Origin of the sequence: Desulfosoma sp. (assembly GCA_037481875.1) — a bacterium.
Taxonomy (GTDB): domain Bacteria; phylum Desulfobacterota; class Syntrophobacteria; order Syntrophobacterales; family DSM-9756; genus Desulfosoma.
Genome location: JBBFKY010000003.1, coordinates 14,151 through 30,906, shown reverse-complemented (window position 1 = coordinate 30,906; position 16,756 = coordinate 14,151). Strand labels below are relative to the sequence as shown.

The 16,756-nt window shown below is 55.5% G+C and carries 13 protein-coding genes; 6 read left to right on the top strand and 7 right to left on the bottom strand.

Annotation, left to right across the window (positions count from 1 at the left end; all coding sequences use genetic code 11):
* Positions 1-17: 17 nt before the first annotated feature.
* The 3 genes from carB to kdsB all read right to left on the bottom strand — a co-directional run bounded on the left by carB (position 18) and on the right by kdsB (position 5,655).
* Positions 18-3,248 (bottom strand): carbamoyl-phosphate synthase large subunit, encoded by a 3,231-nt coding sequence (gene carB / locus WHS46_05135; GenBank protein MEJ5348053.1) that lies wholly within the window; start codon positions 3,246-3,248, stop codon positions 18-20.
* Between the two features lie 30 nt (positions 3,249-3,278).
* Positions 3,279-4,457, bottom strand: a complete 1,179-nt coding sequence (gene carA / locus WHS46_05130) for a glutamine-hydrolyzing carbamoyl-phosphate synthase small subunit (GenBank protein ID MEJ5348052.1) — start codon at positions 4,455-4,457, stop codon at positions 3,279-3,281.
* Positions 4,458-4,896: 439 nt separating this feature from the next.
* Positions 4,897-5,655: a 3-deoxy-manno-octulosonate cytidylyltransferase gene (kdsB, locus tag WHS46_05125; protein ID MEJ5348051.1), complete on the bottom strand. Its 759-nt coding sequence runs from the start codon at positions 5,653-5,655 to the stop codon at positions 4,897-4,899.
* Positions 5,656-5,812: 157 nt separating this feature from the next.
* Between kdsB and prmA the strand changes: the two genes are divergently transcribed.
* The 6 genes from prmA to WHS46_05095 all read left to right on the top strand — a co-directional run bounded on the left by prmA (position 5,813) and on the right by WHS46_05095 (position 12,149).
* Entirely contained in the window at positions 5,813-6,700 is an 888-nt protein-coding gene (prmA, locus tag WHS46_05120) for a 50S ribosomal protein L11 methyltransferase (GenBank protein MEJ5348050.1), read from the top strand.
* A gap of 30 nt (positions 6,701-6,730) precedes the next feature.
* Positions 6,731-7,972, top strand: a complete 1,242-nt coding sequence (gene icd, locus WHS46_05115) for an isocitrate dehydrogenase (NADP(+)) (GenBank protein MEJ5348049.1) — start codon at positions 6,731-6,733, stop codon at positions 7,970-7,972.
* Positions 7,973-8,391: 419 nt separating this feature from the next.
* Complete coding sequence (locus tag WHS46_05110) at positions 8,392-9,207, top strand: ComF family protein (GenBank protein ID MEJ5348048.1); 816 nt, start codon at positions 8,392-8,394, stop codon at positions 9,205-9,207.
* Positions 9,204-9,695 (top strand): putative molybdenum carrier protein, encoded by a 492-nt coding sequence (locus tag WHS46_05105; GenBank protein MEJ5348047.1) that lies wholly within the window; start codon positions 9,204-9,206, stop codon positions 9,693-9,695. The genes WHS46_05110 and WHS46_05105 overlap by 4 nt, the downstream gene beginning before the upstream one ends.
* A gap of 372 nt (positions 9,696-10,067) precedes the next feature.
* The gene (locus WHS46_05100; protein ID MEJ5348046.1) at positions 10,068-10,835 is read left to right on the top strand and encodes an alpha/beta fold hydrolase; all 768 of its coding nucleotides are present in this window, start codon (positions 10,068-10,070) and stop codon (positions 10,833-10,835) included.
* A gap of 105 nt (positions 10,836-10,940) precedes the next feature.
* Positions 10,941-12,149: a citrate synthase gene (locus WHS46_05095; protein ID MEJ5348045.1), complete on the top strand. Its 1,209-nt coding sequence runs from the start codon at positions 10,941-10,943 to the stop codon at positions 12,147-12,149.
* 556 nt (positions 12,150-12,705) lie between these two features.
* Here WHS46_05095 and WHS46_05090 read toward each other — a convergent pair.
* The 4 genes from WHS46_05090 to cysQ form a co-directional block, all read right to left on the bottom strand.
* Complete coding sequence (locus WHS46_05090) at positions 12,706-13,686, bottom strand: transporter (protein MEJ5348044.1); 981 nt, start codon at positions 13,684-13,686, stop codon at positions 12,706-12,708.
* Between the two features lie 31 nt (positions 13,687-13,717).
* A complete protein-coding gene (locus WHS46_05085) occupies positions 13,718-14,026 on the bottom strand; it encodes a hypothetical protein (GenBank protein MEJ5348043.1) in 309 nt (102 codons plus the stop codon).
* 25 nt (positions 14,027-14,051) lie between these two features.
* Complete coding sequence (locus WHS46_05080; GenBank protein ID MEJ5348042.1) at positions 14,052-15,413, bottom strand: TrpB-like pyridoxal phosphate-dependent enzyme; 1,362 nt, start codon at positions 15,411-15,413, stop codon at positions 14,052-14,054.
* 404 nt (positions 15,414-15,817) lie between these two features.
* Positions 15,818-16,645 carry a 3'(2'),5'-bisphosphate nucleotidase CysQ gene (cysQ, locus tag WHS46_05075; protein MEJ5348041.1) on the bottom strand — a complete coding sequence of 276 codons (828 nt, stop codon included), beginning with the start codon at positions 16,643-16,645 and terminating at the stop codon, positions 15,818-15,820.
* Positions 16,646-16,756: the final 111 nt, after the last annotated feature.

The following is a 16,756-nucleotide window of genomic DNA, read 5'->3' as shown; positions in this document are numbered from 1 at the left end:
GACGCCCGCATGATCTTTCATGCACCGTTGGCCTTCATGGCTTCCAGGTAATCCTGAAGGGATTGCACGTTCCAGTCACCCTGACGCAATGCGGCAACCGCCTGTGCCATAGCCTTGGCTCCTGCCAGGGTCGTCGCGTAGGGAAGGTTGTAAAAAATAGTGGCACGTCGAATATGGTACGCATCGGAATAAGTTTTGGGGCCGAAACTTGTATTGATCACAAGGTGCACCTCTTTGTTCTTGATATAGTCCAGCACATGAGGACGCCCTTCAGTAAGCTTATGCACTTTCTTGGCGGGGACGCCGTGTGCCGTGAGAAAGGCCTGCGTGCCCGAGGTGGCGATCAGCGAAAAGCCCATGTCGTGAAAGCTGCGAGCGATGGGCAGGAAGGCCTCTTTGTCCTTATCGTGGACACTGACAAAAACGGTTCCGGAAAGAGGAAGGGTGTAGCCGGCCGCCATCTGAGCCTTGGCAAAAGCCAGCCCGAAGTTGCTGTCGATTCCCATGACTTCTCCCGTGGATTTCATCTCGGGGCCTAAAAGGATATCTACCCCGGGAAACCGAGAAAAGGGGAAAACGGATTCTTTTACCGACACATGACGCGGCTCTCTTTCTCGGTCAAAGCCTAAGTCCCGGAGTTTATGCCCTAGCATGACCTTGGTGGCGATCTTGGCCAAAGGCACACCGGTGGCTTTGCTGACAAACGGCACGGTTCGCGAAGCTCGAGGGTTCACTTCCAGCACGTAAACGGTGTCATGCTGTACCGCGAATTGCACATTCATCAGCCCGATCACTCCGAGCCCGTGGGCCAGAAGTCGAGTCTGACGCTTGACTTCTTCCTGAAGTTCTCGAGAGAGGTTCACGGGGGGCAGCACACAGGCGCTGTCTCCCGAGTGAATACCGGCCGCTTCGATATGTTCCATGATCCCGCCGATTAGGGTAATGTCGCCGTCACAGACGGCATCCACATCCAATTCCACAGCATCTTCCAAAAACCTGTCGATCAGTATGGGATGTCCCGGAGACACCGCCGCCGCCACTTCCACAAAACGGCGTAAAGAGGCTTCATTGTAAACGATTTCCATAGCTCGTCCGCCCAGCACATAGGAAGGCCGAACCACCACGGGGTAACCGATGCGCCGAGCCGCCTCCACCGCCTCATGGACCGTGAGCGCCGTCGCATTGTCCGGCTGTTTTAAACCCAGGCTGTGAAGCAGGTGTTGAAAGCGCTTGCGATCTTCCGCAAGATCAATGGCGTTCGGTGATGTTCCAATAATGGGGGCTCCGGCCTTTTCCAAAGGCACCGCCAAGTTGAGAGGGGTTTGACCGCCGAACTGGACGATGAGACCGTGAGGCTTTTCCGTTTCCACAATGTGCAGCACATCTTCTCGAGTCAGAGGTTCAAAATAGAGCTTGTCCGACGTGTCATAGTCCGTGGAAACGGTTTCCGGGTTGGAATTGACCATGATGGATTCCATTCCCAATTCCTTGACCGCAAAGGCGGCATGCACGCAACAGTAGTCGAATTCAATGCCTTGACCGATACGGTTGGGGCCGCCTCCGAGAATCATGACCTTTCGGTGCGGCGAAGGTCGTGATTCGTCTTCTTCCTCGTACGTAGAATAAAAATAGGGCGTGTAGGCTTCAAATTCGGCGGCACAGGTATCCACAAGCTTGTAAACGGGGCGGACCCCAAGGTTATGGCGCTGCTTCCAGACGGTTTCTTCATCCGTTCCCAGCAATTCCGCGATTCGGCAATCGGAAAAGCCCCAGCTCTTGACCAGCCGCAGACCTTCCGCATCGGCCGTGAGGTTTTCCGACCTGAGAACACCTTCCATGTCCACGATCTCTCGAATGTGTTCCAGAAACCAAGGGTCGATGGCCGTCAGTGCGGACACTTCATCCACGGAAAAACCCAGGTGAAAGGCTTCCGCAATTTGAAAAAGCCTCTGGGAATTGGGACGTCTGAGCAACTGACGCAACGCGTCGCCACGTTGCGAATCGTTTTCAGCCGACGGCTTTCCAAAGCCGTATCGGCCGATTTCCAAGGATCGTACGGCCTTTTGCAAAGCTTCCTTGAACGTTCGTCCAATGGCCATGGTTTCTCCCACGGATTTCATGGACGTGGTGAGAATGTCTTCGGTTTCTGGAAATTTTTCAAAGGTGAACCGAGGAATTTTCACCACCACATAGTCGATGGTGGGTTCAAAGGAAGCTCTGGTTTCTCGAGTGATATCGTTGGCCAATTCGTCCAGGGAATAGCCTACGGCAAGTTTGGCGGCGATCTTGGCAATGGGAAACCCCGTGGCTTTGGAAGCCAAAGCGGAAGATCGGGACACTCGAGGGTTCATTTCAATGACCACCATGTCCCCGTCTTTGGGATTGATGGCGAATTGAACATTGGATCCCCCGGTTTCCACACCGATTTCTCGAAGAATGGCAACGGCCGCATCGCGCATCTTTTGGTATTCGCGGTCGGTAAGGGTTTGAGCCGGAGCCACCGTGATGGAATCCCCCGTGTGGACGCCCATGGGGTCCATGTTTTCTATGGAACAGATCACCACCACGTTGTCCATGGGATCGCGCATGACTTCCAGCTCAAATTCCTTCCATCCGAGCACCGATTCTTCCAGCATCACCTGGTGAATGAGGCTGGCATCCAGGCCCGCTCGAGCCAGTTCCATGAGTTCTTCTCGGTTGTATGCGACGCCGCCTCCGGTTCCCCCCAAAGTAAAAGCCGGTCGCACGATGACGGGAAAACCGACCATATCGGCGATTTCCAGCACATCCTTTTCCGAATAAGCAATGCCGCTACGGGGAACACGCAACCCGATGCGGGTCATGGCATCCCGAAAAAGTTGGCGGTCTTCGGCTTTTTTGATCACATCCACACGAGCACCGAGCATTTCCACACCAAAACGTTCCAAAACACCCATTTCCGCCACACGTACCGCGGTGTTGAGTGCCGTCTGACCCCCCAGGGTAGGCAGCAGAGCGTCGGGACGTTCTTTGGCGATGATCTTGGCTACGGCTTCCGGCGTGATGGGTTCAATGTAGGTGCGGTCCGCCATATCGGGATCGGTCATGATGGTGGCGGGATTACTGTTGACCAACACCACCTGGTAGCCCTCTTCACGCAAGGCCTTGCAGGCCTGGGTGCCTGAATAATCGAATTCGCAGGCTTGGCTGATGATGATGGGGCCTGATCCTATGATGAGAACCTTATGAATGTCGGTCCTTTTGGGCATGGCTGAGAAGCTCCGTCACACGGGCTGGGTTTAGGAACGGGAACGTTGAGCATTCTTGGACGAGGGAACCCCTTTGTAGCGGCGCATGAGCTCCACGAAGCGGTCAAAGAGATAGGTGGCGTCATGGGGACCGGGTGCGGCTTCCGGATGATACTGAACGCTGTAAGCGGGGATTTCCAGATGTTCCATGCCTTCCAGAGTGTTGTCGTTCAGATTGATGTGAGTGGGGCGCACAGGCACATGTTTCATGGATTCCAAATCCACACAGAAACCGTGGTTTTGGCTTGTCACTTCCACTCGACCCGTACGCAGGTCTTTGACCGGCTGATTAGCACCGCGATGGCCGAATTTGAGCTTGTAGGTGCGCCCTCCCAGAGCCAACCCCAGAAGCTGATGGCCCAGACAGATACCGAAGATGGGTTTGTGTCCGAGAAGCCTTCGAACGGTTTCGATACCATAAGTCACGGCCGCGGGGTCTCCAGGCCCGTTGGAAAGAAAAATACCGTCAGGATCGATGGCCAGAATTTCCTCGGCAGGGGTTGATGCCGGAAAAACCAGCACCTGGCAACCGCACCGTTCGAGATTTCTCAAGATATTGTATTTGACACCGAAATCCAGCGCCGCCACTCGAAGTCCAGGATGATGGTCATTCCAGGCGGTGTCGGGTTGAGGGCCTTTTTCCCAGCGATAGGGTGCGCAGCAGCTCACCTTGTGCACCATGTCCACGCCTACGAGACCGGGGAACGCCCGCACCTCATCCAGGAGTTCACGAACATTGTCTGTATCTGTGGCGATAATACCGCGCAAGGCTCCCACCACACGAATATGGCGGGTGAGTCGGCGTGTGTCGATACCTTCCAGGCCCAGAACCCCCTGGGATTCCAGGAATTCGGCCAGGGATCGTCGGCTTCGCCAGTTGCTGGGAAAATCTTGGTATTCCTTCACCAGAAAAGCTTCCACCTGAATGCGGGCCGATTCCATGTCCTCGTCATTGATGCCGTACGTGCCGGTCAAGGGGTAGGTCATGGTGACGATCTGGCCCTTGTAAGAAGGATCGGTGAGGACTTCCTGGTAACCGGTCATGGCCGTGTTGAAAACCACCTCGCCGAGGACCCTTTTTTGATGTGCGCAAGCAAACACCCGGCCTCGAAAAACGGTACCGTCTTCCAAAACGAGAAGGGCTGAAGGTCTTCGCCATGGTTTGGTCATGGATTTTTTCTCTTTCTGTTTTGCAAAACTAAGAGGCCGGATAGGTCTCCCCAAGCTGAGCGGCTTTTCGAGCCTGCTGTGAAGCCCGAGACATGGCTGTCACATTTCATAACGCAATAGCGCAAGAAACGGCGCATCTTATCCAAATCGAGTCATTCTATCGAGAAAATTTCCTCTGACAAGGCATACATTCGGGACAAACGGGCGGCTGGACACTCGATGCCGAATCTTCGTCTTCAAAGGGCAACAAAACCCTGCAGAAGCGGACCGATGTGTCCGCCCCACGCCACCGCGGACACGTTTTCGGGGTGCACACGCCGCCGTGTCTTTCCAGGATTCGGCCCCATGCAACAGCACCGCAGGCCATGCTTTCCGGTCCGCTTCCTATGCGGGCGGGATGCCCGTGCTTCCAGGAGACAATCCATTCTCGGACAAGTTCCTATACATGTTGCCGCCACAGGGTTTCGAGCCGAAGCAAATCGTTCGGTGTATCGATGCCGCATGAGTCCTTGGGCGAAAGGCCCACGTGAATGGTATACCCATGTTCCAAAGCCCGCAGTTGTTCCAGCTTTTCTGTCATTTCCAAAGGGGTAGGGGGCAAGGCGGCGAAAATTCGCAGAAAGTCGGCTCGATAGACATAAAAACCCAGGTGCTTGTGAAATCGAACGGGCGCCGCTCCGGCATCGCGTCGATGAGGCAGAGGGGCTCGAGAAAAATAAAGGGCTCGACCGTTTCGATCCATCACCACCTTGACCACATTGGGATCCTGATAGGCTTGCGGGTCTTCACTGGCATAGGCTAACGTGGCCATGGAAGCCTCGGGGTTTTCCAGGGCTGTGCGCACCAGAGTTTCCACCATGGATGCCTCTACTTCAGGTTCGTCCCCTTGCACATTGACGATCCAATCGGTAGGTGGAAGAGCGAGCTTTTGAGACGCCTCGGCCAGCCGATCCGTTCCGCTGGGATGGTCCGATCGCGTCGGTACGGCTTCCACTCCAAGGGAACGCACCAGGCTCAGAATGCGCTCATCGTCTGAAGCTACCGCAATACGGTCCAGAACCGAGCACTGCATGAGCCCTTCCACCACCCACTGAATCATGGGCTTACCCAGGATAAGGGCCAGGGGTTTTCCGGGAAATCGACTGGATGCGTAACGAGCCGGAACGATCGCCGTGACGGCCATGAAACCCTCCCACATTCGTATCTCTTTTGCTATGCTGGCTTTCGAAATTTCTTGACAGCCTCACGGAACCAATAGACGCCGTCTTTGAAACGCCCCGTGTTTTCCATGAGGCCGTGCGGCTTGCACCCTTAACACTGAAGAGCTCTTGAGAAAAGGAGGGAATGTTTTTTTCATGGAGGTCAATGGGCGCAAGGGATGGTGGACGGCGGATGTGCCGTGCCGAGACTCCGCGTGCGACGATCTGGCGGCGGTCTTGGCGGAAACGTTTGGAGTCGGTGTCCAGGTGCATGACAATGCCGTCAGGCTTTATCTTTCCGTTGAAAAAGCGGCTTCAAACTGGAAGGACACTCTTGAAAAAACGGTGAAAAAATTTCATGAATCCTTAGACTTGCCCGCAACCGATTCGATCGTCTATGGATTTTGCGAAGACACGGACTGGAACGCTCGATGGAAGGAAGGCTTTAAACCGCTTCGAGTGGGGAAACGTCTGGTGATCGCTCCCACCTGGGAATGCTACGTAGCGCTACCGAACGACCTGGTGTTGACCTTGGATCCCGGCATGGCTTTCGGCACCGGACATCATGAAACCACGCGCCTTTGTCTGGAATGGTTGGAAGAAGTCATCGCTGCGTGGCGAGGATCAATCCCCCCATCACTTCTGGACGTGGGAACAGGTTCCGGGATTTTGGCTATGGCTGGAGCGCTTCTGGGATTTCAGCCGGTGGTTGGAGTGGACAACGATCCGGAAGCCGTGCAAATCGCCGAGGAAAACCGGGCTTTAAATCCACGAGCCTCTTCAGTGCAATTCATGACCGGGACGGCCGAACAAGTTCCAGGCCGTTTTGCCGTGGTGGTGGCCAACATTCAGGCGGGACCCTTAGCCGACATGGCGGAAACCCTTGCCCGTAGGGTGGCTTCCGGCGGACAGCTCGGCCTTTGTGGTCTTCTGGAAGATCAAGCCCCAGAAGTGACAGCGCGCTACGAGGCTGTGGGTTTTTGCGTGCAAAGGCAATGGCAGGCGGGACCATGGGTTTTGGTGTCCTTGCGATCCGGCTTGTAAGGATTCGGCACGAACAGAGAAAGGATGCAAATGGGACAAACGACGACCAATGGGGGACAATGGATCACTATCGATGACCAAGGGCACCTGATTGTGCCCTCTCGGCCTGTTATCGGATACATTGAAGGAGACGGCACGGGCCCGGAGATTTGGGCGGCAGCGCAGCGCGTGTTGGATGAAGCGGTGAGAGCGGCGTACCGAGGGTCTCGCGAAATCGTCTGGAAAGAGTTATTGGCCGGAGAAAAGGCTTTCGCCCAAACCGGACAATGGCTTCCGGAACAGACCATCGAAGATATTCGTCGGTGTGTCGTGGCCATCAAAGGGCCTCTCACCACACCGGTCGGGGGAGGCCTGCGCAGCCTCAATGTGACCCTTCGGCAGGTTCTGGATCTTTATGCTTGTGTTCGACCCGTGCGATGGGTTCGTGGCGTTCCCTCTCCCGTGAAATACCCGGAACGTGTGCACATGGTGGTTTTTAGAGAAAACACGGAAGATGTTTACGCGGGTATTGAATGGCCGGCCGGAAGTCGGGAAGCGGAAAAACTGCGCGCCTTTTTGTGTGAAGAAATGGGGGTGTGCGTGCGGGAGCAGGCGGGGCTTGGCGTCAAACCCATCTCTCGATTCGGCACGGAACGACTGGTGCGTCGAGCCATCCGTTATGCTTTGCAGCATGGCTTACCCTCGGTGACTTTGGTCCACAAGGGAAACATCATGAAATATACCGAAGGGGCTTTTCGACAGTGGGGCTATGAATTGGCGGCCCGAGAATTTGCCAATGAGACGATCACGGAAGACGAGCTTTTCAATCGATGGGACGGTCGCCGACCTTCGGGAAAAATCGTTATCAAGGACCGTATCGCCGATGCCATGTTCCAGCAGGCTCTGCTTCGCCCCGAAGAGTATCATGTGCTGGCTACGCCCAATCTGAACGGCGACTACCTCTCGGATGCTCTGGCGGCTCAGGTGGGTGGTCTGGGAATGGCTCCTGGAGCCAACATCGGGGATCAGTGTGCCTTGTTTGAAGCGACCCATGGGACAGCTCCCAAATATGCGGGTTTGGACAAGGTGAATCCCGGTTCCCTGATTTTGTCCGGAGCCATGATGCTGGATCATTTGGGTTGGAACGAAGCTGCGCGCTTGGTGGAACAGGCCCTGGAACGCACGGTGTCTGAGAAAATTGTCACCTATGATTTGGCGCGTTTGATGGATGGAGCCCTGGAAGTGAAGTGTTCCCAATTTGCGGATGCCGTCATAGAGCGCTTGGGGTCATGAGGTCGCAGGCAAACAGCCGGCCTGGGATGGGTTTGAGGACGCACGCGTCGATGGGCCCCTACAGAGGTTTGTTGATTGGGGCGTGGTTTTTTGTCGATGAGGGCTTGATCTATTGTTGACGGCGCACTGTGCGTTCTAGGTCTGGGCCTAGCCTTCCGCGACTTTAAAATCAAGGGTGGGTTTTCGTTGTTGGATCGAGGTCTTGGCCATGCCGGGCCGGTCCTTGTAGGGGCGGACCGATGTGTCCGCCCCCAAAGCCCCGACCTGGAATGGGTTTGAGGGCACACCCATCGGTGCGCCTTGACAAGGGTTTGTTGTCTTGCGATGGATTTTCTTCATGGCCTAGCGTCGGGCTATTCTTAGGCTGTCGGATCGGATCAGGGCACACACTTAGGCGGCTTCAATCGTCAAGGGTTCCCATGAATCTTCGCCTTATGGGTTCGCTTGGAAATTTTCGCCATGGCCTCCAGGCGCTGGGGTCCATTTTTCAATGGTGTGCCGATGTGGTATTTCCACCCCGCTGTGCGGCCTGCGGTAAGATTTCTGAAGACACGCACCCATTCTGGTGCCGCTCCTGCCTGCATCAGGTGACTTTTCTTGCATCTCCTCTATGCCCGCTCTGCGGTCTACCTTACACGCCGTCGGCAGAGATGCCGGATCACCTGTGCGGGGAATGCCTGCAAGGTCATTATCGATTTGATGCAGCCCGGTCCGTGGCACTTTACGAAGGTCCTGTGCGTCGCGGCATCCTTCAGCTCAAGTTCGGTGCGCGGCTCCATTGGGCCCCGGCTCTGGGGCGTCTTCTGGCTCAGCACGCTCCCACACGGGCCCTGTTGGATCAATGTGATCTGATTCTTCCAGTTCCCATGCATCTGCGGCGTGTGCAGCGCCGCGGCTTCAATCAGGCGGCTCTTTTGGCCAGGTTCGCCGCACGCGTGTGTTCCCGCCCAATAAAGGTGAACCTTCTTTGGCGAACGCGATGCACAAGACCGCAGACGCGTCTTTCTCGTCAAGACCGACTGCGCAATGTGCGCGGCGCGTTTAGGGTCGTTGATGAAAAGGCGGTTTGTGGTCGGAAAGTGGTGATTGTGGACGATGTCTTCACCACGGGGACCACGCTCAGCGAATGCGCCGACGCGCTCAAGGATGCTGAAGCCGCCTGGGTTGGTGCCGTGACGGTGGGTCGCGTGGTCCGAGGGCGGAGCAGAGCAGGTCAACAACAAGAACGTTTATGAATTGGCAAGAAGACGCTGTTTTTGAAAAAATCATTTCCGGCGGACAAACGGGAGTGGACCGCGGCGCCTTGGACGCGGCCCTTTCTCTCGGGAAACCCTGCGGCGGCTGGTGTCCGAAGGGACGTCGAGCCGAAGACGGGCGCATTCCTGATCAATACCCTCTTCAAGAACACGTATCCAGCGCTTACCAGGCTCGGACGGAAGCCAATGTTTTGGATTCGGACGGGACTCTGGTCTTTTGTCGAGGCAAACCTACCGGAGGCACAGCCTTGACCATTCGCCTTGCCTCTCGCCACAAGAAACCATGCCTTGTGGTGTCCCTGGACGGCACCACCGACACCGAGGAAATGATACGCCACATTCGTCATTGGGGAAAAACCCATGGCATTCGAGTGCTCAATGTAGCCGGCCCGCGTGAAAGCGAAAAACCTGGAATCCAGTCGGCTGTCACCGCCGTCATGCGCAGGTTGTTAAGAGCTTGTCCATGAAAGAATTTTTCGTAGGAGCGTGCCCGAGAACCGGCAAGACCATGGCACATCCAACGGCATACTAAGGCAGAGAGGAGGCGCCGCCTTGCGCCTTCAAGCCTGTAACTGTGTCTTTTCTTGGGGAAAAGGACTTCCGGCCCTCTGTGTGTGCAGGCGGGACGCCCGCGCGCCCAAGAAAAGAAGGGGTGAGACACGTAGAGGCACGGTGAGCTGGGCCCCTACGTATCGGCCTGGAATGACTCATGCTGAGTTCTCGCACAGGCCGCCAGGTCCGAGTTTGGATCGTCAGCGGGTCATTTAGACAATGGATAAACCTTCATCGTCTTAGAGGCTTCAGGGCAGGTCCGCCGTCAACCACACAAAGGAGCAAGCATGCGCGTGGAATCCCTGACTTTTGAAAACCTTCATGGTCAAAAACTTTCCGGTCGCTTGGACACCCCTTCTGAGGCAACTCCTGAAGCCCTTGTGCTTTTCGCCCATTGCTTCACATGTTCCAAAAATCTTACGGCCGTGGTGCACATCTCCCGGGCTCTGACCAACGCCGGGTATGCCGTGTTTCGTTTTGATTTCACAGGGCTTGGAGAAAGCGAAGGGGATTTCGCCAAAAGCAGTTTCGTTTCTCATGTCGATGATGTGGAAGCGGCAGCCCATTATCTTGCGCAACAGGGGTTGGCGCCCGGTGTCCTTGTGGGTCATTCGCTGGGTGGAACCGCCGTTTTGCACGCAGCACCTTCGGTTCATTCGTGCCGCGCGGTGGCGGTCATCGGAGCTCCTTTCAATCCTACCCATGTCTCTCGACTCCTTCACCCTCATCGAAAAACCCTGCAGCGTGACGGCGCTGTGGAAATTGTTCTCGGTGGAAAGACGGTTCGAATAGGCCGAGGGTTCCTGGAAGAAATTCCCGATGAGGAAATCGAACGGCGTTTGGCCGGTATTCGGCAACCTCTCCTTGTCTTGCACGCTCCAGAAGACACGGTGGTTTCTGTGGAAAACGGGGAACGGCTTTTTCGTGCGGCACGGCACCCAAAGAGTTTTGTCGCTTTGTCCGGAGCGGATCATCTGCTTTCGGACAAAAAGGATGCCCAATACGTGGGGGAAGTCCTTGCCGTATGGGCAAAACGTTTTATTTTGACGTCATAAACCTGAATGGAGACATGGCGGCGAAAAGCACGGCTACCGACACAAAAGGCCGTGGCCCATTCCGAAGACAAGAACCCTTGCATCGAAGTTCACAGGAGGATTCCCATGGCCGAAAGGACTGTGCGCACCAAAAACATCGGGCTGCGCGGCATCGCCGTGGCCGACACCAAGATCAGTTACATCGACGGTGAACGTGGTGTGCTGATCTATCGAGGGTACCGCATCGAAGATCTGGCGGAAAACTCCACCTTTCCCGAAACGGCTTTTTTGCTTTTCTATGAAACCCTGCCTACGCCGGAACAATTGGCCGGGTTTGAAAACGATCTGCGGTCGGCGCGCGATCTTCCCCCCTTCATTCTGGAAAGCATGAAACAATGGCCCAAAAACGCTCATCCCATGGACGCTCTTCAAGCCTCCGTACCTCTCCTGGCCATGGCGGATCCGGATCTCTTTGACGAAAGCCGCCAAGCCAATCTTAGAAAAGCGGTCCGCCTTACGGCACGAATTCCGGCCGTGGTGGCGGCTTGGCACCGTATTCGTCAGGGACTGGAAGTGGTGCCGCCCGATGACACCTTGAGCCACGCAGGCAATTTCCTGTGGCAGACCTTCGGTGTCAAGCCGGATGAGGAAACAGCCCGTGTCATGGACATTTGCCTGATCCTGCATGCCGACCACACGTTTAATGCCTCCACCTTTGCCTGTCGAGAAGTGGTCTCCACACGGGCTCATATGTACGCCGGGGTGGCTGCGGGTGTGGGGGCTCTTTCCGGAGAGTTGCATGGAGGCGCCAATGCTCGAGTTATGGAAATGTTGCAGAAGATCGTCCAAGATAATGTTAGCGACATTCATGGCTGGGTGCGGGATCGCCTGGATCGCAAGGAAAGAATCATGGGCATGGGCCACGCCGTCTACAAGACCATGGATCCTCGAGCCAAAATCCTGAAGCGATTGGCTTTTCAATTGGGAGAAAAAACGGGACAGCGCCTCTGGCCTGAACTCACGGAAGCCATTGAAAAGGCGGCCATGGCGGAATTAAGTGCTCGAGGGAAAACGGAAATTCAGCCCAACGTGGATTTTTACAGTGCCTCCGTCTACCACATCCTGGGCTTTCCTGGGGATCTCATGACATGCATTTTTGCAGCATCACGTATCGCGGGTTGGTGTGCTCACATTATCGAAGAAAAGTACGGGGACGCTCAAGGAAAACCCGCCCTGTACCGGCCTCAGGCCGAATATATAGGCGACTATTGCGGCAAGCTGGATTGCGAATACATACCTCCGGAAAAACGCCAGGCCGCAGCCTCGCAGAGCTAAAAGCCGGGCATGATCGACAGGGATGTGACATCCGTTTGAAAGAAGACCTTTTCCGACTGACTGGGCTGGGGCCATCGTTTCAGTTTCTAAGGGTCCGGAAGTTGGAATCGGCGGGCCTGCCTCTCGCGACAGGCCGTTGGGTCTGTAAGGCCATAGCGATGGATGTGCCTCTAGTGGAGGAATGGGGTGTCCGCATATGGGGCGCCCAGGTGGGTCCGCCTTTCCAGGGTTTTGTGCTGGATCGGACATATGGGCGTTCCCAAAAGATCGCCATGCCTGAATGCTTTAGGGGGCCGATCTGTTTATTTGAAAGGGCGGACCGATGAGTCCGCCCCGAAGGTCCGCCATGCCTAAATGTTTTTGAAGCGGCCACGTGGGTCCGCCCCTACAGGGTTTTTCCCAACAGCGTACGTAGGTTCGCCTTTCGAGGGTCGTGGTTGCGGCGGATGTCGGCTCAACCGGAAAGGAGACGTGGAGCACCCTGAGGCGACGGCCCTCAAGGGAATGGCGGCACACCTTTCCGGGCCGTCTTGCGCACGCCTCCTTCAAAAGCTTTTTAAAAATGATGGACGATACGGAAATTGAGCCTTTCCCCTTCGGGTCGATTCTCCGCAGCCGTTTCAAAATACAGGTTAAAGAAAAAATGTGTGTCTTTGGAAAAATGCAGCACAAACCCTGGTCCTAAAGCAAAAACTTGTTCTTTGCGGCCCTTCAGGTCCCTACCGTCCACCTGAGTGTCCGTGATTTGTTTAAGGTAATAGCCGTTAAGGCCCAGGCGCATCTTTTGAGCAAGGATCTCGTAGGCGGAAGCGAAATTCAGGTGCACGGCCTGCCCAGCCTGCGTATCGTCGGCGTCGCCAAAGGCTCGATTCGGATCGGTGTTTTTGGCGTTCCACAAATAATGAATCCTGGTGCTGACCGTCCAGCGCGGCGTTAGAAACAAGGTGCCGGCCCAGTAGGGATTGAAACTAAAGAAATTACTTCCCGGATTGATTTCCCGGTTGGCATCGTATTTTCCCGTGGGAAAAATCATTTGAAATTCAACACGATGCATAAATCGTGGTCCTGCCTGGCCCATAATGGGATCCCATTGCAGAAAAGGGCCGATAAGCAGGTCTCCAAAGCCCGAGCTGTTGGCCTGGGGTAGTGGAGCGCTGATGGCATAATCCAGGTCGGGGGACACGTAGGGAAGAATGACATCGACACCCCATTTGCCGCCTAAAAGAATGGGCTGATTGCTCTGATAGATGAACTGTGTGAGGCTGATCCACACACTCAAGTCTTCATTAACCATGCTGGGAAACAGGCGATCGCCGTTCTTGTCGCGAAAGGTCTCAGACCTCCAATATTGCAGGTATTGCGTGAAATAAAAGCCAGGGCCGGCAGGAGGGCCGCCGTCCAGAAAACTGGTGAAACCCAGGTTGACGGGAGGAAGATCGTAAGCAAAAGAGGAAGCGGGTGCCATAGTGCCGATCCAGCACATGAAACAGATCGACACGGTTAGTGCCTTTTTGGTCAGAAAGTGTTTTCTGCGCATACAAGGCTCCTCTTCGGGGTTCAGATGCCTTTCATGACGGGGCCTCACGAGGCCCCGAACCGCCGGCGTTGCACCTTTGCTTGGCGGATTCAATGGCTTCCATGAGGCTCTCCACGCGGCTCTTGGGTGGTCCTCCAAAAACCGCTTCGTAGGTTTCTTCTCCAACAAGTTTTTTCAAAATCATTTCCACTGGAAGCCGATGGTTCCAGCACACAAGGGCTCTGGAACAAGGCCTTTTCAAGGATTCCTGTCGGCAGTACTCAAAGGTGACTTGGTGCCCCAGCTTGGGGCACCGGGTTTCCAACGCGTCCATTCGTGCCAGGATGTCCTGAGCGTTCATCGAAAGGATCCTGTCTTTTTGCAGATCACGGTTTGGGAAAAGCCTCGGTGGATGCCAAAGCTCTCCGAATCTCTTCTTCCGGAAGTTCGTAGCGCGTGAGTTTCCCCGAGAGGAAAGCATCGTAGGCGGCCATGTCCACGTATCCGTGGCCGCTCCAGTTAAAAAGGATGACCTTTTCTTTGCCTTCTTCCTTGGCGCGCAAAGCTTCCTGCACCACGGCGGCGATGGCATGATTGGTTTCCGGAGCCGGTATGAACCCTTCGGCGCGAGCCCACTGCACACCTGCGGTGAAGGTTTCCAGTTGGTCAAAGGCTCGCGCTTCAATAAGTTTTTCTTCCAACAGATGGCTCACGATAGGAGCCATGCCGTGATACCGCAGCCCTCCGGCATGAATTGGAGCCGGCACAAAATCGTGTCCCAGCGTGTGCATGGCCAGAAGGGGGGTTGTCATGGCGGTATCACCGAAATCGTATCGGAAGGGGCCTTTGGTGAGGGTCGGGCAACTGGTGGGTTCGGCGGCCACGATGGTCACGTTCTTGCCGTGAATTTTATCCCGTACAAAAGGCAGGCACAGTCCTGCAAAGTTGCTGCCGCCGCCGGCGCATCCCATAACAACGTCGGGATACACACCGAGTTTTTCCAGTTGCTTTTGGGCCTCCAAACCAATGATGGTCTGATGCAGAAGCACATGGTTCAGCACGCTGCCCAAAGAGTAACGAGCTTCGGGGTCTCCCACGGCATCTTCGATCGCTTCACTGATGGCGATGCCGAGGCTTCCTGGAGAATCGGGGTTTTGGGCTAAAATTTTTCGCCCGGCTTGAGTGCGGTCACTGGGGCTGGGAATGCATTCGGCACCCCAGGTTTCCATCATGCTACGCCGATACGGTTTCTGATTGTAGCTCACCTTGACCATGAACACACGGCATTGCAACCCGAACATCTGGCATGCCATGCTCAGAGCACTGCCCCATTGGCCGGCTCCGGTTTCCGTGGACAGTCTTTTGATACCAAAAACTTTGTTGTAATAGGCTTGGGCCACAGCCGTGTTGGGCTTGTGGGAACCGGGCGGGCTCACTCCTTCGTTCTTGTAGTAGATTTTGGCCGGCGTTCCCAAAGCCTTTTCCAAACCTCGAGCGCGGTACAGAGGCGTGGGACGCCACAGAGCGTACTTTTCCAGAACCGGTTCCGGAATGGGAATCCAACGCTCCGTGGATACTTCCTGTTCAATGAGGTTCATGGGAAAAACGGGTGCCAAATCTTCCGGCTTGATAGGCTGTCCCGTGGCGGGATGCAACGGCGGGCGAAGGGGTGTGGGGAGATCCGCCTGAATGTTGTACCATTGCCGAGGCATCTCACTTTCATCCAAAAACACCTTGATCTGTTCCATAGCGCCTCCTTGATGAGAGTTTTCTGAAAACACCGGCAACAAAAAAGGCCATGAGGTTCACCCCACGGCCGTTTTGCTGCACAAAAAGAGCCATGGGGAGAGAGCCTCACCCACGGCTCGCGATCTTAGGCAACGTCAAAGATCTTCGGTGGGCAGGCTCACGTCCAGGCCTGCCACCACCATGACCATACGCGCATTATGGCTCGTCCTGCTTGCATATATCCCTCGTTTCCCTCCGCACAGCCCTTGCACGAAAGCGGGACCGTTACCGAAACGCGTCAAAAGCCTGCTAGCATGGTTTCGTCACCTTTGTCAAGCCGAGATTCCACGGATTTGTTAAACGGCATTCAGGCGTCGGCGTGTTCTGGCGAACCGAAATCGACAGCCCTTCTCCCTTTCACGATTCACGATTGGTGATTCCCAATCGGGCAGGCGGCGCGTGCGGCGGCCAAAATGCCGACGGTTTCCATCCAGGCAAGGCTTGGCCCTACCAAAAAATACCCATTGATCAAAGCGGGTTTGTTGTATCGCAGAGGCTTTCCCTGAGGATCCACCACCACACCACCGGCGGCTTCCACCACGGCATGACCGGCGGCTGTATCCCATTCCCAGGTGGGTCCGAACCGAGGATAACAATGGGCTTCACCGGCGGCCACAGCGCAAAACTTTAAGGCGCTTCCGCGCGACAGCCTTTCATGAGGCGGTAGGTGCCGAAAGAAAACTTCCATTTCCGGTGTGGGGTGGGAACGGGTGGCCACCACCACCAGAGGCTGGGCCGCCTCGGGTTCCTTAAGCACCACCTTTCGAGTGAATCCTTCATGTTTTTCCAGGCATCCGTTCAACACGTCGCCCAGAAGCAAGCGTTGCTGATCGGGTACCAGAACCAATCCCAGCACCGGCCGCCCGTTTTCGATCAAAGCCACATTGATGGTAAATTCTCCGTTTCTTCGAATGAATTCCTTGGTCCCGTCCAGAGGGTCCACGAGCCAAAACCTAGTCCAGTGTTTTCGTTCCTCATAGGGAATCTCAGCCCCCTCTTCAGAAAGCACCGGAATTGTCGGGTCGATTCGGCGTAACCCTTCAACGAGAATCGCATGGGATCTTTGGTCCGCAAGGGTCAAAGGGGTGCGGTCTTCTTTAGTGGTCACGGCAAATTCAGAATGATACACGTCCAGGACGGCATCCCCGGCGGAGCGCACCAGATCTTCCAGGTCCGAAAGCCACGCATGCATGAGGCAAGCCCCTTTCTTGAAAGGATAAAGGATTTTGGTTGCGCCATCAAAAATGCTTGTGATAAAGAACCTCGGTTCAGCTCAGCCCACACACCCCGTCCCTTTTGGTGC

What these genes read in the sequence shown, in the direction of transcription:
- carB (MEJ5348053.1), bottom strand. Translation starts at nt 3,248, where the DNA reads ATGCCCAAAAGGACCGACATTCATAAGGTTCTCATCATAGGATCAGGC.
- carA (MEJ5348052.1), bottom strand. Translation starts at nt 4,457, where the DNA reads ATGACCAAACCATGGCGAAGACCTTCAGCCCTTCTCGTTTTGGAAGAC.
- kdsB (MEJ5348051.1), bottom strand. Translation starts at nt 5,655, where the DNA reads ATGTGGGAGGGTTTCATGGCCGTCACGGCGATCGTTCCGGCTCGTTAC.
- prmA (MEJ5348050.1), top strand. Translation starts at nt 5,813, where the DNA reads ATGGAGGTCAATGGGCGCAAGGGATGGTGGACGGCGGATGTGCCGTGC.
- icd (MEJ5348049.1), top strand. Translation starts at nt 6,731, where the DNA reads ATGGGACAAACGACGACCAATGGGGGACAATGGATCACTATCGATGAC.
- WHS46_05110 (MEJ5348048.1), top strand. Translation starts at nt 8,392, where the DNA reads ATGAATCTTCGCCTTATGGGTTCGCTTGGAAATTTTCGCCATGGCCTC.
- WHS46_05105 (MEJ5348047.1), top strand. Translation starts at nt 9,204, where the DNA reads ATGAATTGGCAAGAAGACGCTGTTTTTGAAAAAATCATTTCCGGCGGA.
- WHS46_05100 (MEJ5348046.1), top strand. Translation starts at nt 10,068, where the DNA reads ATGCGCGTGGAATCCCTGACTTTTGAAAACCTTCATGGTCAAAAACTT.
- WHS46_05095 (MEJ5348045.1), top strand. Translation starts at nt 10,941, where the DNA reads ATGGCCGAAAGGACTGTGCGCACCAAAAACATCGGGCTGCGCGGCATC.
- WHS46_05090 (MEJ5348044.1), bottom strand. Translation starts at nt 13,686, where the DNA reads ATGCGCAGAAAACACTTTCTGACCAAAAAGGCACTAACCGTGTCGATC.
- WHS46_05085 (MEJ5348043.1), bottom strand. Translation starts at nt 14,026, where the DNA reads ATGAACGCTCAGGACATCCTGGCACGAATGGACGCGTTGGAAACCCGG.
- WHS46_05080 (MEJ5348042.1), bottom strand. Translation starts at nt 15,413, where the DNA reads ATGGAACAGATCAAGGTGTTTTTGGATGAAAGTGAGATGCCTCGGCAA.
- cysQ (MEJ5348041.1), bottom strand. Translation starts at nt 16,645, where the DNA reads ATGCATGCGTGGCTTTCGGACCTGGAAGATCTGGTGCGCTCCGCCGGG.